This window comes from Neisseria weaveri (assembly GCF_900638685.1).
Classification (GTDB): Bacteria; Pseudomonadota; Gammaproteobacteria; order Burkholderiales; family Neisseriaceae; genus Neisseria; species Neisseria weaveri.
This window is the reverse complement of record NZ_LR134533.1, coordinates 1,221,893-1,246,524: the sequence shown is the minus strand read 5'-3', so window position 1 is coordinate 1,246,524 and position 24,632 is coordinate 1,221,893. Positions and strand designations below refer to the sequence as shown.

14 protein-coding genes and 2 tRNA genes are annotated in these 24,632 nt (G+C 46.9%); 7 read left to right on the top strand and 9 right to left on the bottom strand.

The genetic code is table 11. From position 1 onward, the window contains the following. The first annotated feature begins 60 nt into the window (after positions 1-60). Entirely contained in the window at positions 61-1,311 is a 1,251-nt protein-coding gene (gene murA, locus EL309_RS06045) for a UDP-N-acetylglucosamine 1-carboxyvinyltransferase (RefSeq protein ID WP_004285198.1), read from the top strand. Positions 1,312-1,523: 212 nt separating this feature from the next. Here the strand turns inward: murA and mltA are convergent, their stop codons facing one another. The 3 genes from mltA to EL309_RS06030 form a co-directional block, all read right to left on the bottom strand. Continuing rightward, positions 1,524-2,864 carry a murein transglycosylase A gene (gene mltA, locus EL309_RS06040; protein WP_004285199.1) on the bottom strand — a complete coding sequence of 447 codons (1,341 nt, stop codon included), beginning with the start codon at positions 2,862-2,864 and terminating at the stop codon, positions 1,524-1,526. A 389-nt stretch (positions 2,865-3,253) separates the two neighbouring features. Continuing rightward, positions 3,254-5,098 (bottom strand): ABC transporter ATP-binding protein, encoded by a 1,845-nt coding sequence (locus EL309_RS06035; RefSeq protein WP_004285200.1) that lies wholly within the window; start codon positions 5,096-5,098, stop codon positions 3,254-3,256. A gap of 197 nt (positions 5,099-5,295) precedes the next feature. Further along, complete coding sequence (locus EL309_RS06030; protein WP_004285201.1) at positions 5,296-5,688, bottom strand: Ag473 family lipoprotein; 393 nt, start codon at positions 5,686-5,688, stop codon at positions 5,296-5,298. A 167-nt stretch (positions 5,689-5,855) separates the two neighbouring features. Between EL309_RS06030 and EL309_RS06025 the strand changes: the two genes are divergently transcribed. Next, positions 5,856-5,931: transfer RNA gene (locus EL309_RS06025), tRNA-Lys, on the top strand. A 675-nt stretch (positions 5,932-6,606) separates the two neighbouring features. Here the strand turns inward: EL309_RS06025 and EL309_RS06020 are convergent. The 3 genes from EL309_RS06020 to EL309_RS06010 all read right to left on the bottom strand — a co-directional run bounded on the left by EL309_RS06020 (position 6,607) and on the right by EL309_RS06010 (position 11,623). Beyond that, the gene (locus EL309_RS06020; protein WP_004285204.1) at positions 6,607-7,620 is read right to left on the bottom strand and encodes an HNH endonuclease; all 1,014 of its coding nucleotides are present in this window, start codon (positions 7,618-7,620) and stop codon (positions 6,607-6,609) included. Positions 7,621-7,639: 19 nt separating this feature from the next. Continuing rightward, on the bottom strand, positions 7,640-8,641 hold the full coding sequence (locus tag EL309_RS06015) for a DNA-methyltransferase (protein ID WP_004285205.1): 1,002 nt from the start codon (positions 8,639-8,641) through the stop codon (positions 7,640-7,642). 72 nt (positions 8,642-8,713) lie between these two features. Continuing rightward, a complete protein-coding gene (locus EL309_RS06010) occupies positions 8,714-11,623 on the bottom strand; it encodes a DUF3418 domain-containing protein (protein ID WP_004285206.1) in 2,910 nt (969 codons plus the stop codon). A gap of 218 nt (positions 11,624-11,841) precedes the next feature. Between EL309_RS06010 and EL309_RS06005 the strand changes: the two genes are divergently transcribed. From EL309_RS06005 to EL309_RS05995, 3 genes are read left to right on the top strand one after another with little or no spacing between them, the layout of a single operon-like run. Next, a complete protein-coding gene (locus EL309_RS06005; protein WP_004285207.1) occupies positions 11,842-13,137 on the top strand; it encodes an ATP-binding protein in 1,296 nt (431 codons plus the stop codon). Positions 13,138-13,170: 33 nt separating this feature from the next. Continuing rightward, positions 13,171-18,150, top strand: coding sequence for an AAA domain-containing protein (locus EL309_RS06000; protein ID WP_004285208.1), 4,980 nt, complete (start codon positions 13,171-13,173; stop codon positions 18,148-18,150). After that, positions 18,147-19,526 (top strand): hypothetical protein, encoded by a 1,380-nt coding sequence (locus tag EL309_RS05995; RefSeq protein ID WP_004285209.1) that lies wholly within the window; start codon positions 18,147-18,149, stop codon positions 19,524-19,526. Before EL309_RS06000 ends, EL309_RS05995 begins: the two co-directional genes overlap by 4 nt. 54 nt (positions 19,527-19,580) lie before the next feature. On the opposite strand, the gene hrpA is transcribed toward EL309_RS05995, so the two are convergent. Then, complete coding sequence (gene hrpA, locus EL309_RS05990) at positions 19,581-20,990, bottom strand: ATP-dependent RNA helicase HrpA (protein WP_004285210.1); 1,410 nt, start codon at positions 20,988-20,990, stop codon at positions 19,581-19,583. A 221-nt stretch (positions 20,991-21,211) separates the two neighbouring features. Here hrpA and EL309_RS05985 point away from each other — a divergent pair. After that, positions 21,212-21,288 (top strand) — tRNA-Met (locus tag EL309_RS05985). Between the two features lie 89 nt (positions 21,289-21,377). On the opposite strand, the gene EL309_RS10695 is transcribed toward EL309_RS05985, so the two are convergent. Beyond that, positions 21,378-21,521 (bottom strand): hypothetical protein, encoded by a 144-nt coding sequence (locus EL309_RS10695; RefSeq protein ID WP_164717529.1) that lies wholly within the window; start codon positions 21,519-21,521, stop codon positions 21,378-21,380. On the opposite strand from EL309_RS10695, the gene EL309_RS05975 reads away from it, so the two are divergent. Beyond that, complete coding sequence (locus EL309_RS05975; protein WP_126382090.1) at positions 21,520-22,527, top strand: IS5 family transposase; 1,008 nt, start codon at positions 21,520-21,522, stop codon at positions 22,525-22,527. The two genes, EL309_RS10695 and EL309_RS05975, sit on opposite strands and share 2 nt — an antisense overlap. Before the next feature lie 338 nt (positions 22,528-22,865). Here the strand turns inward: EL309_RS05975 and EL309_RS05970 are convergent, their stop codons facing one another. Continuing rightward, the gene (locus tag EL309_RS05970; protein ID WP_050793680.1) at positions 22,866-24,527 is read right to left on the bottom strand and encodes a pentapeptide repeat-containing protein; all 1,662 of its coding nucleotides are present in this window, start codon (positions 24,525-24,527) and stop codon (positions 22,866-22,868) included. Between the last annotated feature and the right edge of the window lie 105 nt (positions 24,528-24,632).

Sequence of the window (24,632 nt, the reverse complement as noted above, 5' to 3'; positions counted from 1 at the left end):
CACGGCCGAACATATTAACAACGACTGTCCATACCGTGCCGAATTACCGAAAGAACAATTGTGGATAAACTCAAAATCTCCGCCAACGGCCCGTTAAACGGCGAAATCACCGTATCCGGCGCCAAAAACGCCGCCCTGCCACTGATGTGCGCAGGCTTGCTTACCGCAGGCACTTTGCGCCTGAAAAACGTACCCATGCTGCGCGACGTGAAAACCACCCAAAAACTGCTGCAAGGCATGGGCGCGCGCGTGCTGACCGACAATGTGCACGAATTTGAAATCAACGGCGGCACGGTCAACAACACCGTTGCTCCGTATGAATTGGTCAAAACCATGCGCGCTTCGATTTTGGTGCTCGGCCCCACGCTGGCGCGCTTCGGCGAAGCCCAAGTGAGTTTGCCCGGCGGCTGCGCCATCGGTTCGCGCCCCGTCGACCAACACTTGAAAGGCTTGGAAGCGATGGGCGCGGAAATCACCATCGAACACGGCTATGTGAAAGCCAAAGGCCGTCTGAAAGGCGCGCGCGTGGTGATGGATGTGGTTACCGTGGGCGGCACCGAAAACCTGCTGATGGCCGCCACTTTGGCCGAAGGCACCACCATTTTGGAAAACTGTGCCATCGAGCCCGAAGTGGTGGATTTGGCCGAATGCTTGGTCAAAATGGGCGCGAAAATCAGCGGTATCGGCACGCCGACCATGACCGTCGAAGGCGTGAAAGAATTGCACGGCTGCGAACACAGCGTCGTGCCTGACCGCATTGAAGCAGGCACTTTCCTGTGCGCCGTCGCCATGACCGGCGGCAAAGTGGTGCTGCGCAACGCCGCACCGAAAACCATGGAAGTGGTGCTGGATAAACTGGTGGAAGCCGGTGCCGTTATCGAAGCGGGCGACGACTGGATTTCCATCGACATGCAGCAACGCCCCAAAGCCGTCGATATCCGCACCATGCCGCACCCGGGTTTCCCTACCGACATGCAGGCGCAGTTTATGGTGATGAACGCCATTGCCGAAGGTACCGGCAAGGTGGTGGAAACCATTTTTGAAAACCGCTTCATGCACGTGCCCGAGTTGAACCGTATGGGCGCGAACATCACCGCCGAAGGCAATACCGCGATTGTGAAAGGCGTGGAAAGATTGTCCGGCGCCACCGTGATGGCCACCGACCTGCGCGCTTCCGCCAGCTTGGTGATGGCGGGCTTGGTAGCCGACGGCGAAACCATCGTCGAGCGCATCTACCACCTCGACCGCGGTTACGAGCATATCGAAACCAAACTCGGCAAAGTGGGCGCGAAAATCGAACGGATTTCCTAATTTAAGCTGTGTTTTTTAACAAAGGCCGTCTGAATTTTCAGACGGCCTTATTACATGGCAATACCGTTTAACCGACAAACCGAACCCATAAAATATCCATAACCAAACAGCAGCTTCCCGATCAAACCCGTATGCCGGACAAACATCGAAAGGCCGTCTGAAAATTCAGACGGCCTTTTGATGGTGCAGGCACGCTTCGTATCCCAATCTGCCTACGGGCGGTATTCCGGCATCACGCCGTTGGGCAGCAGCTGCCACACATAACCCGGATGCTTCTGTTTGCCGGCCACCGCACCGGCTTCGTCGCCGTAACCCCAAAAATAATCCACACGCACTGCGCCTTTAATCGCGCTGCCGGTGTCCTGCGCCATAATCAGGCGGTTTAATGCGCGGTTGGTAACGGGATGGGTGGTCGCCACAAACAAAGGCGCGCCCAAAGTAATGTAGTGCCGGTCAACCGCTCCGGCATAGCCGCCCATCAACGGCGTACCCAATGCGCCGATAGGGCCGTCGTCATTGCCCGGCAGCTCGCGGAAAAACACATAGCTCGGGTTTTGCCCCAACACTTCGGCGAGTTTTTGCGGATTTTGCTGCATATAGGCTTTAATGCCCTGCATGGTGGTCTGTGCCAACGGCAGATAGCCTTTATTGGCCATGTAGCGGCCGATGGACACATACGGATATTCGTTTTTATCGGCAAAGCCCAAGCGCACATAACGGCCGTCGGGCGTTTTCAGACGGCCCGAACCTTGAATATGCAGGAAAAACAGCTCGACCGGATCATCGGCATAGCCCAAAATCGGCGCACGGCTGTTTAACGCGCCGCCGTTAATCTGGTTGCGGGTGAAATACGGCACGAACCGCCCGTTTTCAAAACGGCCTTTCAAGGCTTTCGTACGCTCGCTGATGGGAAATTGAGACAAGTCGGCCGCATAAGCCCCCGCCGCCTGAATCACGCCTTTGTTCTGGCCCGAAGGCTGAACGCGCACCACTGCTTTACTGTTGCGCAAATGGGCGGGCAAGTCCACCGATACAAAATCCTGCGGCACACCGTAAACCGGAAAACGCGCCTTACCGGTCGGCTTGGTATCGCCGTGCAGCACCGGTTCGTAATAGCCGGTAATCGTTCCGGCTTCCTTGCCGTTGCCGCTCACTTTCCAAGCGGTGAAATATTGTTCGAAAAACTGCTGTGCCGCCGCATGGTTGGCAACCGTTTGGGCGGCCTGCCGGCAGACATTACTCCACTCGGCGCGGTTTTGCAGCTTGGCGCAACCCAATCTGAACGAGCGCAGGCTGTCGGCAAACGGCTGTTGCGGCCATTGCGGCAAATCACGGTGGGCGACAACGGTATAAGTTGCCCCTCCGCCGGGCGACAGGCTGTAACCAAGCGGCGAAGGCACGCCGGCAGGCAAGGGCTGGCCCGGCGTAACGGAGGGAACGGAAGCAGCCGGCGGCACCGCAACCGGCGCCGTGCGTTTTTTCGTGCCGCAAGCGGCCAATACCGCCGCGGCGGCAGCCAATACGGAAATACGGTAAACAGTTTTGATAGACATAAATATCCGATTCACGATAGATACGGCAAACCGACCCGACTCTGTACAACCGGCTACCGATCATCTACAGCCGAAAGCAGGCGGATTTGCCGTGAGGCCGTCTGAAATTTTCAGACGGCCTCGGGTTTACTGATTAATGAGACACTATTCAGCAGACCGATAATGCGGCCTGCCGTTCACAATTTTTCCGACAAAACAGCCGATTCAGCCGTATGCCGTGCGGGTGCTTATTATAAATTATCAGACGTAATGGTTTGCCTGTTAAAGTGCAATAAACTGTCAAGGCAGGCGGTTTATCAGGCAGATCAGGCTGATTGTAAACTTATTCCGTATGCAAAACGGATAGGTTATCGATAAAAGGCCGTCTGAAATTTCAGACGGCCTCGGCCTTATTCTGCGTGTCCTGCCAAAAACCCGCCGCTCTGGTGCGCCCACAGTTTGGCATACAAACCGTTTTTCTCCAGCAGTTCGGCATGGCTGCCCTCTTCGACGATACGGCCTTTGTCGAGCACAATCAGCCTGTCCATGGCGGCAATGGTGGATAAACGGTGGGCGATGGCGATCACGGTTTTGTTTTCCATCATCTTATCCAAACTTTCCTGAATCGCCGCTTCCACTTCGGAATCCAGCGCGCTGGTGGCTTCGTCGAGCAGCAGAATCGGCGCATCTTTCAGCATCACGCGGGCGATGGCGATACGCTGACGCTGGCCGCCTGAAAGTTTGACCCCACGCTCGCCCACATGGGCATCGTATCCTTTGCGGCCTTTGGCATCGGAAAGGTTGGGAATGAAATCGGCGGCTTCGGCACGGCGGGCGGCCTGCATCATTTCTTCTTCGGTGGCATCGGGGCGGCCGTAAACGATGTTGTCGCGCACGGAGCGGTGCAGCAGGCTGGTGTCTTGTGTCACCAAGCCGATTTGGGCGCGCAGGCTTTCTTGGGTGATGTCGGTAACGTTTTGGCCGTCGATGGTAATGCTGCCGCTTTGCGCTTCATAAAATCTGAGCAACAAATTCACGATCGTGGACTTGCCGGCACCGGAACGCCCGATCAAGCCGACTTTTTCGCCGGGTTTGATGTGCAGGTTAAAGCCGTTGAGTAAGGGTTTGCCTGCTTCGTAAGAAAAATCGACATGCTCGAAACGGATGTCGCCGTGCGCCACTTTCAGCGGCAGGGCATTGGGCTTATCGACAATCGTATGCGGTTTGGAAAGCGTACCCATGCCGTCGCTCACCGTGCCGATGTTTTCAAACAGGCGGGCGGATTCCCACATGATGTATTGCGACAAACCGTTCACGCGCAAAGCCATAGCAGTGGCGGTGGCAATCGCGCCGACGCCGACCTGCCCGTGATGCCACAGCCAAATGCCCAATGCGGCGGTGGACAAGGTGAGCGACGTATTCACAATAAAATTACAAGTATATAAAGTGGTGGCCAAACGCATTTGCGCATGCACCGTTACCATAAATTCCTGCATGGATTGCTTGGCATAGCCCGCCTCGCGCGCACCGTGCGAAAACAGCTTGACCGTCGTAATGTTGGAATAGGCATCGGTGATGCGGCCGGTCATCAGCGAACGCGCATCCGCCTGCCGCTTCGCCGTTTGCGCCAGCTTGGGAATCAGCACACGCATCACGGCACCGAATGCGATAATCCAGCACACGAACGGCAGCAGCAGCCAGCCGTCAAACGCTGCCAGAATCACGCCCGAGCTGATGAAATACACCAGCACATACACCACCATATCGGCCAGCGTCATTACCGTATCGCGCACCGCCAGCGCCGTTTGCATCACTTTGGCCGAAACCCGCCCGGCAAATTCGTCCTGATAAAACCCGAGGCTCTGCCCCAGCATCAGACGGTGGAAATTCCAACGCAAACGCATCGGAAACACGCCTTGCAGCGTTTGCAGGCGCACGTTTGATGCAATGAAATGCCACAACACGGCAAACGCCATCAACGCCGCCATGCCCGACAAAGCCCAGCCCTTTTCCGCCCACAAGGTTTGCGGCGTATATTGGCCCAGCCAGTCGACCACTTTGCCCATAAACTGAAACAGCAAGGCTTCCATAATGCCGATGCCGACCGTCATCAACGCCAACACCGCAATCCATCCGCGCATGCCTTCCATGCTGCTCCACAAAAAACGCCACAAACCTTTTTCGGGCGTTTTCGGCAACGTATCGGGATAGGGGTCGATACAGGATTCGAACCAGTCAAATATCTTTTGAATCATCAGCTTGCTTATCCGATAAAAATACTGCCGCCATAAATTTTCAGACGGCCTCAAACACAATATTGTATCCGAGGCCGTCTGAAATCAAAACGGGCAACCCAAAACAAACCGCACATCACGTGTGCGGTTTGTCATGCAACCGGCCAATCAGCCGATACGTTTAGCCGTTATTTCGGCAAACTGCAGCAAGCAGAGCCTTATTTGGTTGCAGCGTCTTTCGCCTTTTCAGCCGCTTCCTTAGCCGCAGCCACAGCATCTTTAGCCTTATCAGAAGCCTCGTTTACCGCCTCTTTGGCAGAATCAGCCACAGCCTGAGCCGCCTGTTTGGTATTGTCCACCGCTTCCTTAGCCGCATCACCGGCATTCTCTTTCACTGCTTCCACCTTCTCTTTGGCAGTATCCGCAGCATTTTGCGTCGCCTCTTTGGTTGCATCTACCGCAGCAGACACAGCCGAAGCCGCTTCAGCCTTAGCATCACGAACATCAGAAGCCACAGCCTGAGCCGCCTCTTTCGCTTCCTGTTTCACTTCATTAGAACAAGCAGCCAAACCTGCAACCGCAACGGCTGCAAAAAGAAATTTTTTCATCATTAATATTCTCCATAACTTTCAAACAAATCCGCCGTTATTCCAACCGCAGACGCGCCGAGTATAACATCATTCATTTTGACACAAACGCCGATATTCCGTTCCCGTAAAAAATTTTACAAAAAAGCGTTGACAGCAAAAAAAACCTTAACTATAATTCACATCTTATCGGGTCGTTAGCTCAGCCGGTAGAGCAGCGGACTTTTAATCCGTTGGTCGAAGGTTCGAATCCTTCACGACCCACCAAATTTAAAAAGCCAAGTTTCCAAACTTGGCTTTTTTGCTTTTTTAAATGTTCACAAATCAAATATACCTTAGCTTCCTCAATCACATTAACCGCCGGCCTTCAAATTTTCAGACGGCCTCACTGTTTCTATGTATTAACCATCCTACTATCGTATCGCCGGCATTCATCAATAGAGTGTTAAGTTTCACGCAGGCTATGCCTGCTCCCACCGGTTACCAACTTATATACCGGCTATACAAACGAATCAGGAGAAAACAGCACAGTAAAAGTAGAAGCATTATTGTTCAGCCTGCCGGACATTCGTTTCATCACAAGTGTTCTCACTCCCGTTCCCAAACCCACAGAAAACAAAATGTTCATGGTCAAATATCTAAAAATCGAACCGCAAGCCCACAGGCACGTCGCAACCGGTGAAATTATGGAGTACACCTTTGATTTCGAACCCATTGTGTTGGAAGAGAATAAATAAGCTTGTTACATTCACAGCTAACGAGTGCCCATGTAAGAAAGGCCGTCTGAAAACCTTATCGTAAGAATTTTCAGACGGCTATAGCATTTTCATGAACTTAACTAATGTAGTTTCACCAGTAGAGTATCAAGGTACATAGAAAGTTGTTTGAATTCAAACAACACATACGTGTTGATGGATCATCATTGCATATAGACTACGCTAGCTATTTTTTAGGAATATTTCTATATATATTGGCTTGGATAATGTTATTAATATTAGGGCGTTGATTTTTATCTTGCGGTAAATAAATAACTCTGCCAACAAATTGTTCTAAATAGTCAATCCCATCTAGTTGGTTAATATAATACAGTTCTTGCCTTCTATTTGGATTTATCTGCATTTCAAAATTTTCATCTATATAAATTAATGAATTATCGTAAGCCCTATGTAAGGTTGGATTTAAAGCCAAGCCATTTGTAACATGGTCAGTACTAATATTACTCGCAACTGGAAGGATATGAGCTGCGTCTAATAGTTTTAACTGCATACGAGAAATTGCACATCTATTATCATAAGCAGAAATAACAATTTTTCTAAACTTAGATTCTCGCGAAAGTTTCTGAACCTTTTGCACAATCAATTTTCTTTCTAAAGGTAATGCCTCTATTTCCTTTTCTATTTCGGTAGAAATTTCTTCATTTGTATTATTCTCGATGGAATTAACTAATATAGGAAGAATTTCTATATTACCAGTCTCATGTAATGCTTTAGCATTCAAACAATATTGAATAAATAGGTCAGGACGAATACCAATTGCAATTTCACTATTATCCTTGGTGGAGAATCCAAAGCCATTTTGTAAGCCTGTATCAAGTGCATTCAGATTAATCTGGATAGATGGCGATCCAGCAGTAAATGTTTTATGTTTTTCAAGGCTAAATCCGGCGAACACGCTTAGTTCAGGAGAGTACCCCATTAAAACAGTATATCCATTTGGATTAGTTGCCAAAGGAGAATCAACAGATGTCATTTGAATTCTGAATTCCCTAGACGAACGTTGCCCCCCTCCGTGGGTAACTGTCCAGATGTAAACCCACAGTTCAAAACGATTATTTTGAAATTGAATGATAAATTTGTAAGGTTTACTATTTCCTCCTAAAAATATTGCGCTACCGCCTGATGCTTGAATAGCATCTAGTAAGATATTTATCATTTGTGATTGACGTATTGCAGCCATGATTATTTCCTAAAATATCCTATTTAGTTCCTGACCGTCTGCTTTTTCCACCGTCTAATGGTAATTGTTCTTTATTTGAAAACAAGTCTATATCGCTACCCCATAATGAAGCTGGGTGAGAAATAGTATAATTACTTGTTTTTTTGGGTATATGATGAACAGGGAAACGTAGTTTTGCACCTTCTATGTAATTTTCTTCTAGTTCAACACAAACCCATTGACGGTTCAGTCGCTCTGCGGCTTCTCCTGTAACGCATGAACCACCAAAAGGATCAAGTACCATGTCTCCTTCATCAGTTAACATTCGAATAAACATTTCAGGCAAGTCTATTGGAAATCTTGCTGGGTGTGGCTTGATTCCTTTTTCCTTACATTTTTTCAAGTATGGCGAATTACTTTCGGTGTTAGCAATAGCAATTAAATTAGGTGGAATAGCAGCCCCGTTATTGGCAGAAAATTTATCGCTGATATCGTGACCACTTGGTCGTAATTTTGCATCATAGCCATTTCTTAATAAACCTTTCATTGCATCACTATATGGAACTAAAACTCTGCGATTACTGGCTTTAGGCCAGGGCGTTTTAGATAACCACCAGACGCAATTGATCGCATCCTTTACACGAATTCTCCGGATATTGACCCATTCTGCAGGCGTAGGTAGTTTTGCTGGATTCCACCAAAAAAAATCTTGGGCCAAATGGAATCCAAATTCCTTGCATAACATGATTAATAATTCATAATGATATAAGGAGCGTGTAGGCTGTCCAGCTAGCCAAGCTCCCCCAATATCAATTACTAAGGAACCATTTTCAGCTAAAATTCTATGAAATTGTTCTGCAAATGGTTTGAACCAATCTAAATATTCGTGCGCATCGGCATTACCATAATCTTTTTTTCTTACTAAGCCAAAAGGTGGCGATGTCACAATGAGATTAACTGTATCATTAGGTAATTCTTGCATATAGTCTAATGAATCAGCATGGTAAATATTACCTAGTTTGGTTTGGAAGGTTGGTTTCATTTGATTGCTACTCTGTTTAGATTATTGACTATTGTACTAAAATTCAAACTAATTTTCTTATCGTATTGAAAATCATAAATTTCTATAACTATCCCACTCCTTCAACAACCGCTTCACCGACACCGGACTCGGCGTTTTCAACTCCTGCGCAAACAGCGACACGCGCAGTTCTTCTATTTGCCACTTAAACATCTTGAGGCCGTCTGAAACGGGTTGATTTTGTTTCAAAAGTGATTGCACTTTGTCTTGCCACATCTGTTCCAACTCTTGAATATCGGCTTCGCGTGCGGCATCGCGGGCGGGGTTGGCGCTGTATTTTTCCATGCGCAGGGTCATGGCTTTGAGGTAGACAGGTAGGCGCGGCCATTGGCTCCAGGGGGTGCGGCCGGCGAATCCGGCAGACAGCAGGGTTTGGGTGCGTTCGCGCAGCAGGTAGGTGAGCGGGTGTTTGCCGAGTTTGCCGTTGAGTTCGGCGTAAGCGGCGGCGGTGTCTTGCAGGTAGCGGCTCATGGCTTCTTTAACGGCGGGCAGGCGGCTGCGGGCGCGTTTGATTTGTTCTTTGAAGGCTTTTTCGCTGCGGGGCAACTCGTCGTCGCCGATAAAGGCGCGGTCGCAGATGGCGGCGGTGAGGTCGTCGCGCAGGGTGTCGGCACTGATGTGTTTGAGCAGCATGGCGGCTTGGGTGAAGCCTTGTATGCCTTTGTTCAGGTCTTTCATATGCTCTTTGAGCTGGAGCTGCATGAGGGCGATCACGCCTTGGCGGTGGGCTTGTTCGGCGGCCTCGGGGGTGTCGAACAGGCGCAGGGCGATGCTGCCGTTTTTTTCTTTTTGCAGGCCGAGGTAGCCGGTGAGCTGTTGTTTGCCGCGGGCGAATTTGATGCTTTCAGGCAGGGTGCCGATGTCCCAGTTGGTGAGGTTGTCGCGCTCGAATTCTTGGGTGTTGTCGCGGAAGGTTACGGCGGCGGCTTGGCCTAGCTCTTGTTGGAGTTTGGCTAAATCGCGGCCAGTAGCAAGCTCTTGGCCGCCGTCGTCGATGATGCGGAGGTTGAAATAGCAGTGCTCGGGCAGTTTGAATGCGCTCCATTCGTCTTGGTCGATTTGCTCGAGCAGGCGCATGTCGCCGGCGGTTTTGGCGATAAAGCGGGCAAGCTGGGGGATGATCGGCTCTTGGCGGTTGGGGTTGCTTTCTAAAAATTGTGTGATGAAGTCGGGCACGGGCACGCAGATGCGGCGGATTTGTTTGGGCAGGGCTTTGATAAGCAGTTGTAGTTTTTCGCGCAACATGCCGGGCACGAGCCATTCGAGGGCGGGGGCGTGGAGGCGGTTGAGCACGGTGAGCGGCAGGGTGAGGGTTACGCCGTCTAGCGGGTGGTGCGGCTCGAAGCGGTAGCTGAGTTTGAATTTGCCGTCGGCGTTTTTCCAATGGGGCGGAAACTGCTCTTCGGTGATGTGCGCGGCGGCGTGCTGCATGAGGTCTTCGCGGGTGAGGAACAGCAGGTGCGGGTTGTCGTGCTCGACGGTTTTAAGCCAGCTTTGGAAGGTGCGGATGTCGGCAAGGGGCAATGGTTTTTTCAGACGGCCTGTGTGCTTGGGGCTACCTGAAAGGCCGTCTGAAACGGGGGCGGTGTTGTCGGGCTGGGGACTTACGGTTTTGGTTTTGTCGGATTCGAGAATCCGACCTACGTTTTCTGCTTCTGCACTTTCAGACAGGCCTGTATTGTCGGGCAGAGATGCCCGACCTACCTTTTCAGACGGCTCATAAAACTGCGGTAAACGCTGGTTGTAAAACTCAAACAAGGCTTCTTCGTCCACCAACACATCCTGCTTGCGCGATTTGTGTTCCAACTCGCTGATTTCTTTAATCAGTTTTTTGTTGTGAATAAAAAAGGCCGTCTGAAGATTGCATTCCTGCGTCACCAGTGCGCTGCGGATAAAGATTTCGCGGGCTTCTTCGGGGGCGACTTTGCCGTAGGCGACTGGGCGGCGCGGCAGTACGGTAAGCCCATAGAGGGTAACGCGTTCGCTGGCGACAACTTCGCCGCGTTTCTGCTCCCAATGAGGCTCGAAATAGTGGTAGCGCACGAGATGCGGGGCTTCCTGCTCGATCCATTCGGGCTGGATGGCGGCGACATCGCGGGCATAAAGGCGAGTGGTTTCGGTGAGTTCGGCGGCCATTACCCACTTGGGTTTGGATTTGAACAGGGCGGAGGCAGGGAACAAATGAAAGTGCGCGCCGCGCGCACCGGTGTAGTCGTGGCCGTCGGGCGATTTCATGCCGACATTGGCAATCAGGCCGGTCAGCAAGGCGCGGTGGATTTGTTCGTAGCCCGCTTCTTTGGTGGCGCGGATATGGGCGCGATGCTGTTTTTTATCTAATTGTTTTTGTTTGAGTTTGGCAGATAAATCTTGGTCGCCGGCGTTTTCAGACGGCCTCAGCTGCTCTTGTGCAGGAGGCCGTCTGAAAGCCTGCTCTTTGGTGGTAAAGCCCATTTCCACGGCAATGTCGGCGAGCTGGTGGTGCAGTTCGCGCCACTCGCGCATACGCAAGTGGGAAAGGAAATATTGGCGGCACCATTGCACCAGTTGTTTGTTAGACAAACCTTTGTCGCGCTCGCGCTGGAAGCTGTCCCAAATATTGAGGTAGGCGAGGAAATCGGACTGCTTATCGGTAAAACGTTCGTGCGCTTTTTGAGCAGCCTCGCGGGCTTCAAGCGGCCGTTCGCGCGGGTCTTGAATCGACAGGGCGGACACGATAACGAGTATTTCCGCCATACAGTCGTGCTTTTGTGCCGACAGCAGAATGCGGGCGACTTTAGGGTCGATGGGAAGGCGTGCCATTTGTTCGCCGAGTTTGGTTAGGCGGTAGCGCGGTTTGCTTGGGGAAAGGGATTTCAGGCCGTCTGAAAGGTTTTTGCTTTGCAGAAACTCGTTTTCAGACGGCCTATTTGTATTTTCCAATTGATTGTTTTTGATGTTTTGCATGATGGCTTTTTATTTGTTTAGGAACGCTACACAAACCGCGTTGGTTTCCTGAAAGCGTTCTTTAATATTTTGAGAAGGGCATTTTATCGCATACAAAAGCAGGCTGAAACAGGAAAACTCACTTTCATTTGAAAAAATGAATATAAATTACATTTTTTCGTTTGAAAAAATGTAAAATCCAACTAAAATAACAAGCAAACTTTTGTGAGATCTTTCCCATGCAACGCAATATTATCCAATCTCTAGAAAAATGGAAAAACCAACCTAAGCGCAAACCATTGATTATTCAAGGGGCAAGACAGGTGGGCAAAACGTGGGCGATGAAGCACTTTGGTGAGCAGCATTTCGCCAAAACTGCCTACATCAATTTTGACAACAACCCGCGCATGAAGACGCTGTTTGCAGGCGATTACGACATCAACCGCCTGATACTCGGCTTAAAAATTGAAAGCGGCGTAGATATTCAGGCAGAAAATACCCTATTGATTTTTGACGAAATTCAAGAAGTACCGCAAGCCTTGTCATCACTCAAATATTTTTACGAAAACGCGCCGCAGTTTTATATTGTGGCGGCAGGCTCGCTGCTGGGCGTGTCGCTGCATCATCAAGTTTCGTTTCCTGTGGGCAAGGTGGATTTTCTGCCGATTTATCCGATGGATTTTCAGGAATTTCTCACCGCGCTGGGTAAACAGGATTTGAGGCAACTGCTGGAAACGCAGGATTGGGCGTTGATTGCCGCTATGAAAACGGCCTACATCGACCTGCTGCGCCAATATTATTTTGTCGGAGGCATGCCTGAAGCGGTGCAGACGTTTATCGATACACAAAATTTCGATGCAGTTCGCCAAGTGCAGCGCAATTTGCTGTTGGCGTATGAACAGGATTTTTCCAAACACATCAAAGACGGGCAAACCGTGCAAAAAGTGCGGTCGATTTGGTCGTCTGTTCCCGAGCAGCTTGCTAAAGAAAACAAAAAATTTATCTACTCGCAACTACAAAAAGGCGCACGAAGCAAAGATTATGAAATTGCCCTGCAATGGCTCAAAGACAGCGGTTTGGTGCATTGCGTGCCTCGCATCAAAAAACCATATCTGCCGCTTTCGGTATATCAAGACAACGCTTTTAAGCTGTATGGCTTGGACGTCGGCCTGCTCGCCGCACAAAGCCATTTGGATGCCGGCGTTTTGCTGGAAGGCAGCCGTATTTTCACTGAATTTAAAGGCGCATTAACCGAGCAATATGTCTTGCAACAACTGGTTGCCACGCAGGAAAACCCCGTGTTTTATTGGGCAGCCGAACGCGGCACGGCGGAGGTGGATTTTGTGCTGCAACGCGGGCAGTCGGTCATTCCTATTGAAGTGAAAGCGGAAGAAAATTTGAAAGCCAAAAGTTTGAAAGTGTATGTGGAACGGTTTCAGCCCGAGCGGGCGGTGCGGTTTTCTATGGCGGATTATCGGGAACAGGATTGGTTGGTGAATGTGCCGTTGTATGGGTGTGGTACAGCACTAATTTGATAAAATATACTGATATTTACTATGAGGTAACTTATGAAAGTACAAGATTGGGGGGGCGGCTTAATCGCTCATGAAGTTGAAGCGATTGCAAAGATGAAGCAGGCCTTTCAGGCCGCTTCAAGCAACAATAAAGTTAAGGGAAAAGGATTTGAAGCCTTGAAAAGCTTGCAATCCATGTTCCCTTGGCAGGGCTATTCGGGCTTTCGTTTTGTTGATGGTTCAAAGGAAGGCGAGTTTGATTTAGTTATTGTTACGCATTGCAATGTTTTGATTGTGGAATTGAAAGATTGGAATAATGGGGTAATTACATCGCAAAACGATAAATGGTTTTTAGGCAATCAAGACCGTGGGCGTTCTCCTGTTTCAGTAACCCGGGATAAGAAATTTTTGCTAGAGAAAAAATTAGAAAAATTTAAACATCAATTTACGAATAAAGGCTACCGTCCACACGTTGAATTTTTAGTGGTGATGACAGGTAATGCGGATTTGAGTCAATTACCCGAAAGTGAAAAACTACATGTATTGAGTTTAAAAGATTTTTTGGCATTAAAAGATGAACATCAGTTTAATAAACGATTTCGTCCGCACCCAAATAGTAGGACTTTAAATCAAGATTTTGCTATTTTTGATAATAAAATTTTTGGCACGGACAAAGTCAAGCCTAGAACCATTAGTTACGGCGGATACTCTGCCGAATCAATCTTTGACCAACCCGATTTCCAACATCCGAAAGGAATTTACCGCGAATTTTTCGCCAAATCAGAAAATAAAAAGCAGCAAGACATTGCTTTGCTTCGCCGTTGGGATTTTACCCGAATTGATAATCCGCAAGCACAAACGCCTGACGGGCGTTACCGCTTGGTTAGTCGTGAATACGATGTTTTGCAGCACATCAAATCGTATAATCCAGATTTGTATAATGCCTGTCTGAATTACAAAAATATGCCGCAAAAGGGCAAAATTACGGCTGAACATATCGACTTATTTGAATTGTATCCGCAGCAAAAACGGTTTAATCAGTTTGTCGGCGGACACAGTATCCAAAACTTGAATGAAGAACGGCGTTTGGGTTTGGTGCAGATTTTATTGGATAAATTCACCAAATTGCACAAAATCGGCATTGCACACCGTGATTTGGGCGAACATAGTATTTGGTTGTCGGCTGACGATAAAATCAGTTTGTCGGGTTTTGCGACTGCTTATTTTTCGTCCGAGCAAACAGTGGGCGATATTCGTCAACTTTTGGAAGTATCGGGCGATTTGGCGAAAATCATTTTTCCATTCTCGGACGACATTAAACCTACGCCATATCAATACGATGTGCGTTCTTTGGCGGTTTTGGCGTGGCATTTGATGAATGCAGAACGTATTTCCCCTGCCAGCTTGGAAAAAATGGCAAAAACTTTGCCAAATGAAACAACGTGGTATGCAGCTATTTTGCGTACGGCATTGTCAAATACGCCTTTTAAAAATGCAGGTACGTTTTTAGATGCGTTTAATCAGGCGAAACCTGAACAATCATTGGATTTTGCGTTTGATTTTGGCAAATTAGAACAGTTTTATCAAGAGATTAGCCATTCTCGTGCTTATCGAGAAGATGATAATTTTATTGTAGAAACTAGCGAAAAAGAAGTTTATCGCTCTAATGGTATGCTAGTTAAGGCATGGCTGGGAACTGATCCGAAACAAGACAGCAACGCTGCGCGTGTGGCTTTGGTTTGGCTGGAAAATATGGCAAAACTGACACAAATCTCCCCTGATTATTTGCCTAAAATTCATAATTTCGGTATTGCTAGAAAATCAAGCAGTTTGTTTGCCGTAAGTGAATTTATTGATGGGCAAACATGGTCTGAAATCGCCCGATTGGACAACTTAACCGAAAATCATAAATTATTTTTAATCAATCAATTATTGCATGCAATTGAACATCTACACAGTTTGGGTTTTACGCATGGAGATTTAAAACCTGAAAATGTTTTTATTGCCATTCATGAAGAAAATAGCCAATTATATTTATTGGATATTTTAGATTTTGTCGCTAATGGCGAAACTTTATTTAATACGGAGTATTCCCCAGTTTTTGATAATGCAACGGAAAAACAACGCGACAATTTTGCCGTGATGAAAATGGCGTGTGAATTGTTGGGTGTGGCGTGGAATATGCCGTCTGAAAAGTTTGCCGATATTGCCGAAGTGGTGCAATTGGAAAACAGCGATAAAAAATCGGGTTTTATTTCGCTTGCACGTTTTCAGACTGCCTTAACGCCGAAACCAAGTGTGCCGATGATTGAGATTGACATTGGCGGACGTGATTCGTTTGATGATGTCGCGATTTATCCTGAAAATGGCGAATTGTTTGTGCAATTTGAGAAAAGCAAAAAAGACGATGTGTTGATTAAATTGATTGGTTTGGGCGGTATTGCCAAATTATTTTATTCAATCAATGAGAAAAAATTAACGCATGGCATCGCTCCTATATCTCGTAATTACGTTAGTCGAAATGATAAAGAAAATAGTGAATTAAGTTTACCCATTAGCTTAAAAATTGTTTCTGGAAGAAGCAGCAATTTAAATGAATTAAATCAGTATTTAGCCAACCATGAATCTTTTAACCATTTGATTGGGCAGTTTATTGCCAAACATATTTTCAGGCAGCCTGAAAATGAAATTTTGCCAATAAAAGTTATTGATGGCCAAACCATTTCAGAAACGGCAACAGAGCCTAAAATTATTTCAGAACGTCCAAGAATCCATGATTTATGGCAAGCCATTTTAAATACGGAAACAGAATCCTTACCGTCTATTTCCGCTAGTGATGATTTGCAAAAAACGGAAAATGACGAAATTTATATTCCCTACGAAGGCGAAATTGACCCAACCGAACAATTTAAAAAAGATGAAACTGTTGAAGCGATTGGACGTGATGATAAAACCGACAAAGAATTTAAATACGGCACGGTAGATATTGCCAAAAGCAACTTAAAAGAATTGCATTTGAAATCTAAAAAATTGGGCAATGCCGCTAATCGTATCACGGAAGGCACGCCCATTTATCTGCAAAGTGTGCAAAACAAAGCATCGTTCAAACGCCGTAAAAATGCCTTACAACGCATTTTGGATAATGAAAGTGTGATTAAAAATTTGGTGCAATATTTTGATGAAGATTGTGAACAGCCCGCACACGATTACAAAATCATTGTAAGCGATGAAGATTTTGCCTTATACGACCGCCAAGATGATAACAATAAGACCATTAGTTTGAATGATGCACAACGCCAAGCCTTTCAACGTTTGATTTCGCATGGTCCGTTGTCGTTGCTGCAAGGTCCGCCCGGGACGGGTAAAACAGAATTTATCGCTGCATTTGTGCATTATTTATTTGAAAAGCAAAAAGTAAATAATATTCTGTTAGTTAGTCAATCACATGAAGCGGTCAATACGGCTGCCGAGCGTATTCGCAAACACTGTCAGCGTTTAGGTACGTCGTTGGATATTGTGCGATTCAGTAACCGCGAAGTGGCGGATTCTGAAACGTTGGAAGATGTGTTTTCGTTTAACTTGGTTGGACAAAAACGCCGACAATTAGAAGTGAATAAAATTAACAATATTCGCCAAATGGGGCGAGCAATGGGGCTGCCTGAAAGTTATTTACTGGAACGTGCTGAAATTCAATTTGGCATTGGTAAACAAATTCGCCGATATGAAAAAATTGTCAATAATTCATCATCAGATGAAACGGCTGATGAAGATGAAAAAGCCATGCGTAAAGATATTGAACGCGCGATTCGTGAACAGGCAAAAGCATTGAATATTGTGGATAATATGTTGGCTATTCAAGATATTTTGCCGAAATTGGTTCAGGAATTAGATGTCAAGCACAATGTTCAGCCCGCCGAAAGTATTCAGGCAGGCAAATTGATTGGTTTAACGCGAAATATGCTGGAAGCCTTATCCAACGACCGTACCAATTACGATGAATTTTTAGCGCGTTCGCGTCAGTTGGTTGTGGGGACGTGTGTGGGGATTGGCCAGCCACACATTGGTATTGCGGAGAATTTGTATGATTGGGTGATTGTAGATGAAGCGGCTCGTTCTATTTCTAGTGAGTTGGCAATCGCCATGCAATCAGGCAAGCGAATTTTGCTAGTGGGCGACCACAAACAATTACCACCTTTGTACTCTACTGAACATAAAAATGCGTTGGCACGCCGTTTGGGCATTTCTGTGCGTGGCGAAGAATTAGACCAAGCATTAGGCAGCGATTTTGAACGAGTATTCCAATCCAAATACGGCAAACAAACTTGCGCCACGTTGAAAACGCAATACCGTATGGCACCTGCAATCGGTAGCTTGGTGTCAGCTTGTTTTTATGATGGCGTTCTAGAAAATGGCAAAACCGATGAAAATGTGCCGAATATTTATTTCAGGCTGCCTGAATATTTCCAAAATAACGTAACGTGGTTAGACACAAGCAAATTGCCTAACTCCTATCATCAAGCCAATAAAAGTAGTTTTTCCAATCGTGCAGAAGCCGATACTATTATTGGTTTGTTAAATGATATGGCCAACGATGAAACCTTTATGGAAAGCGAAATCGTCCAAAAATGTTTGGCGAAAAACGAGCAAGCCATTGGTGTGATTTGTATGTACGCTGAACAGAAAAAACTCATTCGCAGTATGTTTAATCAAAAAACATGGGACAGCAATTTCCGTGATTTGGTCAAAATTGACAGTGTGGATAGCTATCAAGGTAAAGAAAATCGCGTGATTATTTTGTCGCTTTCTCGCCATGATAAAGAATGCAGCACAGGCTTTTTGTATTTGCCAAATCGTATTAATGTTGCCTTATCGCGTGCGATGGATAAATTGATTATTGTTGGAGCGGCGGCTGTGTGGGAACATCCGAAAAACGCCAAAACGCCATTAAGCAAAGTATTAAATTACATTAAGAAAAACGCCAAATCAGGGCAATACCAATTCAAATCACTTGCCAACAAAGGAATAAAGAAATGACTGAACAATCAATACCTTACAATCAAATTGATTTTGTGATCAAAGCGCCGCGTTTACGAATTGTTTTCTCCTATATGAGCAACAAAGGTGTGGCGTTTATTCGTGAATATTTGCTGCGATTATTGAAATTAACCCCCTGCAAACCTGCACAAATCGCCCAATATTTCGGTTTCAGCCAGCATGAAACCGAAGTGGCATTGGCGGATTTGGAACAAAATAAATGGATTACTTGGCAAGATGATGGCTTGATTGCTTTATCTGCCGAAGGAGTGCGTTTATTTAGTGGTGATTCACCGCAAATTCCCACACTAAAAGAGTTTGGCAGCGAATACCGCATGGAGTTATTAGATAATAATTTTCTGAAAAAAGCCGATTGCGACACAACTTGGCAACAAGCGATTGAATTAGAAATCGATGCTCAAGTGCTGTCTGAACAAAAAGACATTGCTCAAAAAGTGTTTCAAAGCCGTTTTCGTCAATTAATGGAAGATGAAATTATTAGTTTAAATGACAAAGATATTGCTCTCTATAAAGTAGATACGATTGAAACCAAAGGTGAGCCATTCTATTTTCGTTTCACGCAACAATTTGAATTGCTGCCTGAAACTGGCAAAGCGAAAGAACGGCATGATGTACCGACCATTATTCATCAGGATAATATTCAACAAGCGATTACAGCAAAAATCGAGCAATTTCAACGCGGCGATAATTTACAAGAATTACGAAAAAGCATGAATGAGCTTGACGATGACGATACGTTAAGAATGCTGTTTGGCGGACGTTTAGATTTTGCCGAGTTTTTAGAAAATTACCAAAAATACGAACAAAAAAATGGTTTATATTTTTTGGGGCAGATTTATCATCAAGAGCCAATGTTTAAGCAAATCAATCAGATTTTGAATAAGTTAGATAAAAAACAATCTAAAAAATGCTATTGGCTTGCACCAAGCGATATTTATTGGGGAAAACAGCGAAAAATCCACGATAAAATCCAAAAGTTAGTGGATGAATCCAAAAATAAATTAGATTTTCGCTTGTATTTGCCATTGCCTGCTGGACGTAATAATCGTGAAAAACAAGAATGGGAACGCCAGCTTAAAGGTCTTTCAGAAAAAAATCTGTATGGATTTTGCGAAGGTTTTTTGAATGGCAATACCGAAATTTTGTTTTTAGAAGATGAATTTACAGCGGTGTGTTATCACGCCAAATTAAATGGCTATCCTGTTACTTTGCCGATCGGATTTATGACAACCAAAATAGATGAAGTCAAATATATCGTGAAATTAGTAGAATCATATCTTGCTTCAACCTTGTTTCCTGATAACGACACGAATGAGCAACAGCAGAAAGATTTTGGATTACTGAACAGACTCTAAATCATAAATTATGCCGTCTGAAATTCATTTTTTCAGACGGCTTTTTCAAACTGCTTATCTGTTTTCCGATGGCACTTCCTCCACCGCCCCCAATTCCAACAACACCTGAAACCCGTCATTAATATAACGCTGGTCGGGTGCTTCGAGGAAAGGAAACTCCGCCACATCGCCCAGTTTCAACGCGGCCATGCGCAGGATGACTGCGGCCAGATTGCTGCGGATGATTTCGGGGTCGGTAAAGGCGGGGCGCTCGTTGAAATCTTCTTCGCTGTACAGGCGCACGGCTATGCCGGCGGATACGCGGCCGCAGCGGCCGGAGCGTTGACGCGCGGCGGCTTGGGAGATTTTTTCTACATGAAGCTGCTCCACTTTGGCGCGCGCTGAATAGCGTTTAACCCGTGCCAAGCCGGTATCGATCACATATTTGATGCCCGGCACGGTGAGCGAGGTTTCGGCCACGTTGGTCGCCAGCACGATGCGCCGTTTGCTGCCGCTCGGGTGGAAAATTTTGTGCTGTTCGGCGTTCGACAAACGGGCAAACAGCGGCAGGATTTCGTCATCACGGCGCAGCGGCGATTTGCGCAGGGCTTCGGCGGCCTCGCGGATTTCGCGCTCGCCGGGCAGGAAGACGAGAATATCGCCGTCGCCCAGCCGCGCCAGTTCGTCGGCGGCATCGACAATCGCGTCGGTCAACTCGATTTCCGCTTCGTCTTCGTCTTGCGAATGCAGCGGGCGGTAGAGAATGTCGACGGGGAAGGTGCGACCGCTCACTTCCAGCACCGGCGCGTTGTTGAAATGTTTGGAAAAGCGCTCGGCATCAATGGTGGCCGAGGTGATGATGACTTTCAAATCGGGGCGGCGCGGCAGAAGCTGTTTCAGGTAGCCGAGCAGAAAGTCGATGTTGAGGCTGCGTTCGTGCGCTTCGTCGATAATAATCGTGTCGTAGACGGTGAGGAAGCGGTCGGTTTGCGTTTCGGCGAGCAGAATGCCGTCGGTCATCAGCTTCACATAGGCATCGCGCGAGGTGTTGTCGTTGAAACGCACTTTGTAGCCGACGGTTTGGCCGATGTTGCTACCCAATTCTTCGGCAATCCGTTCCGCCACCGAACGCGCCGCCAACCGCCGCGGCTGCGTGTGTCCGATCAAGCCCGCCGCACCGCGCCCGAGCTCCAAGCAGATTTTCGGAAGCTGGGTGGTTTTGCCCGAACCGGTTTCGCCGCAAATAATGGTTACTTGGTTGTTTTTAATGGCGGTTTTGATGTCGTCCAAACGCTCGTGCACCGGCAGCGTGCCGTCATACTGCGGCTTGGGCAGCGCGGCTTGGCGTTTTAAAAACGTGTCGTGCGATTTTTGGTATTTTTTCTGCACGGCTTCGATGCCGCCGAAGCGTTTGGGGTTTTTGAAGGCGTTTTGCAGGAAATGGCGGTCGCGGGAGAGCGTTTGGGTAAAGTCGGGCTGCTGCATGGCGTGTGTAAAAACTCAAATAAAACAAAGGCGGTAATTATAACAGAAGGCCGTCTGAAAAAATGTGTACACCGGCATACAAGCCGGCTTTGGGCCGATTCCGATGCGCTTTTAAAATATAAAATACCGAATAATTATCTTGCCTATGAAAAATATATACGATTATTTTTGCAAAACCGCTTGACACGATTTCAGACGGCCTGTATAGTCACATCTTCTGACGCGGGGTGGAGCAGCATGGTAGCTCGTCGGGCTCATAACCCGAAGGTCGTAGGTTCGAATCCTGCCCCCGCAACCACAAAGATAAATCTACCGCTTCAAGCGGTATTTTTTTCGTCTATTGAAACTGAAACCCAAATACCAATCTTTTTTTTCCTACATATTTATTTATGCAATCCATAGCAAGCCCACCGCTTGTTTTTTCCGCATAAAGCTTTCTTGATTTATCCAATAACAAAAAAGGCCGAGACCTTTGCAAAATTCCCCACAATCCCCTAAATTCCCTCCCAAGACATTTAGGGGATTTTTCATGAGCACCTTCTTTCAGCAAACCGCACAAGCCATGATTGCCAAACACATCGACCGCTTTCCTCTACTGAAGCTGGAGCAGGTGATTGATTGGCAACCGATCGAGCATTACCTCAACCATCAAAGAACCCGTTACCTTCGAGACCACCGCGGCCGTCCAGCTTATCCCCTGCTGTCCATGTTCAAAGCCGTTTTACTCGGCCAATGGCACAGCCTTTCCGACCCCGAACTCGAATACAGCCTCATCACCCGCATCGATTTCCAACTCTTCTGCCGCTTTGACGACTTTTGCATTCCCGACCACAGCACCCTCTGCCGTTTCCGCAACTGGCTGGCGCAAGACAACACCTTGGCCGAACTACTGGATCTGATTAACCGCCAACTGACTGACAAGGGCTTAAAAGTAGAGAAAGCATCCGCCGCCATCGTTGACGCCACCATTATTCAGACGGCCGGCGGCAAACAGCGTCAGGCCATAGAAGTGGATGACGAAGGCTTTGTCTGTGGCGAAACCACCCCCAGCAAAGACCCGGATGCCAGGTGGATCAAAAAAGACAGCCGCTTCCATCTGGGCTACAAACAACACACCCGCACCGATGCGGACGGCTATATCGAGAAACTGCACATCACCCCGGCCAATGCTCATGAGTGCAAACACCTGCTGCCTTTGTTGGAAGACTTAGCCCAAGACACGACGGTTTATGCCGATAAAGGCTACGACAGCCAGGAAAACCGACAACATCTGATAGAACGTCAGCTGCGGGACGGCATCATGCAAAAAGCACACCGTGGCTGCCCGTTAAGTCAAGAGCAGAAAATCCGCAACGGCCGGCTGGCGAAAGTGCGCTATGTGGTGGAACAAAGCTTTGGTACGTTGCACCGCAAATTCCGCTATGGCCGGGCAGCCTATTTTGGGTTGGGCAAAGTGAGGGCGCAAAGCCACCTGAAGGCGATGTGTGTGAACCTGTTGAAGGCGGCCAACAGGATAGGTGTGTCTGTTGCTGCCTGAACAGGCAGGCAGTGCCTCATAATGAGGCACTTTAAGGGGACTTTAAGGGTAGCTTGTCTACTTTTTACGCAAAAACAGCCGGAACATGATGAAGAATGTTCCGGCTGTTTGTTGGCGTAGGGTTTTGCAAAGGTCTCGCCTGTTTGTAACGGATATCGGCCATAGCGTTTTAAATCATTGAGATATGGTAAGGCCGTCTGAAAATGAATTGCCCAAAGTTTAAAGGGCGGTTTATTTTCAGACGGCCTTTTTGCTTCTCGAGGCTTGATCAATACATTAGTAGCAACTGTGTTGCTACATGTAGGTTACGGCTTGCTTTACTTAATGAAAGCAGAGTTTCACTCTTTAAGTGAAATAATCCATTGAGGATTAAGCTCTTGTAATTTTTCAACAGTTAATGATCTAGGTATTTGATGTACATACTGATATCCATTTCTTTCAAATTTGAAGAGTGTCCTTCTAGCCTTGGGGACTGCTGCTAATTTGGGTACTTGAATAATCCATTTCAGGCTTTCATCGTCAAGATACGTACAAATTTCTTGAATATTGTCTGTATCGAATAGAGCTCCTCGCCAAGAGGTATGATGGTTAGTTCTTATGTTGAATAATTGGGCTAAATAAAAATTAGCCCCGTCCAACTTAGTACCGTTCAACTTAGTAGCGTCCAACTTAGCACCGGCCAACTTAGCCCCTTTCAAATCAGCACCGTTCAAGTCAGCTTCGTTTTTCAACTCAGCTCCAGTCAAATCAGCCCCTTTCAACGCAGCCCCCTTCAACTTAGCATTGTTCAACTTAGCATTGTTCAACTTAGCTTTATTCAACGTAGCGTTGTTCAACTTAGCGTTATTCAACGTAGCATTGTTCAACTTAGCTTTGTTCAAGTTAGCACCGTTCAAGTTAGCCGAGATCAAATCAGCCCCATTCAACTTAGCCCCGTTCAAGTCAGCTCCAGTCAAGTCAGCTCCAGTCAACTTAGCTTCGTTAAACTTAGCTCCGTTCAACTTAGTTCCATTCAGCTTAGCTCCGCTCAACTTAGCCCCATTCAACTCGGCCATTTTTAAATAAGCGTATTTCAAATTGATTCTGCTGCAATTCAAATCTTCCGAAAGCAACTTCAACACTTCCTTATCCAATCCAGACAAATGCAAATTCAAATAGGGTAAATAGAGATTGGGAAATACTTCGGGATAACGGCGCAGATGTATACCGCCATCTGCTAACAACACTTCGGTCAGTGCAATGGCTAAAGGGCTGTTTTTCAGCTTTTCAGGATCTGGCTTCTGATTATTTCCCTTACCGTCTTCCACCTGTTTAAACAAAGCCAACCATGCAGAAGTCAGCAGGTTGAGTGCGGGTTTACGGAAGCCGTCTCCATGCTCGCCGCAATAAAACGGCTTCAGCATATTGATTGCCGCTATCTGTAAACTAACTGCACCGTCTTGGCGGCTATGGCTCGGAATATGCCGAGATTGACCTGCTTGACCGTATTCACGACTGGTTTCGGTTTCAAGAGTTGTATCCGTTGCTTCCTCTTGATTTCCCCATTGCCCTGATGGATTATTCTCTGCTGGTTTTTCTATCTTTTTAGTCTTTTCGACAATTTTATCCTCTACCAAATGCAAGCCGCTGACCCATTCGGCAATTTTCTGAAATTCTTTCAGGTTGACATCTTTTCTTTGGTTTTCCAGTTGGTAAACGGTATTTTCATCGCGGAATTTCCAAACCAAAAAAGCAATGGGTGCAGAAATCAGCAGAACGATAAATGTCCAAATTCCATTACTACCTAAAAGTTCCTTCCAAGGGCCTTGGGTAGGCGGGAAATCAACTTTCTGGACAATCCAGTAAACAATGAGTACTTCTAATAAAGCAACTTCAAAAATCAACCGTCCTCTATTGTCTTTACTGGTGCGTAAATGCTTATATAAATGCGAAATTTTTTGTTTTAAGTTCGCTACCCACCTATCAAGCAATTTGTTTTCCGGTTTATTAGATTCTTCCATTTCATTTCTCTTCTGATAACACTCTTCTGCAAAAGTAGGTCGGATTCTTAAATCCGACAAACCATTTCAGCCTCCCTCAAAAAGTCGGATACAAGAATCCGACCT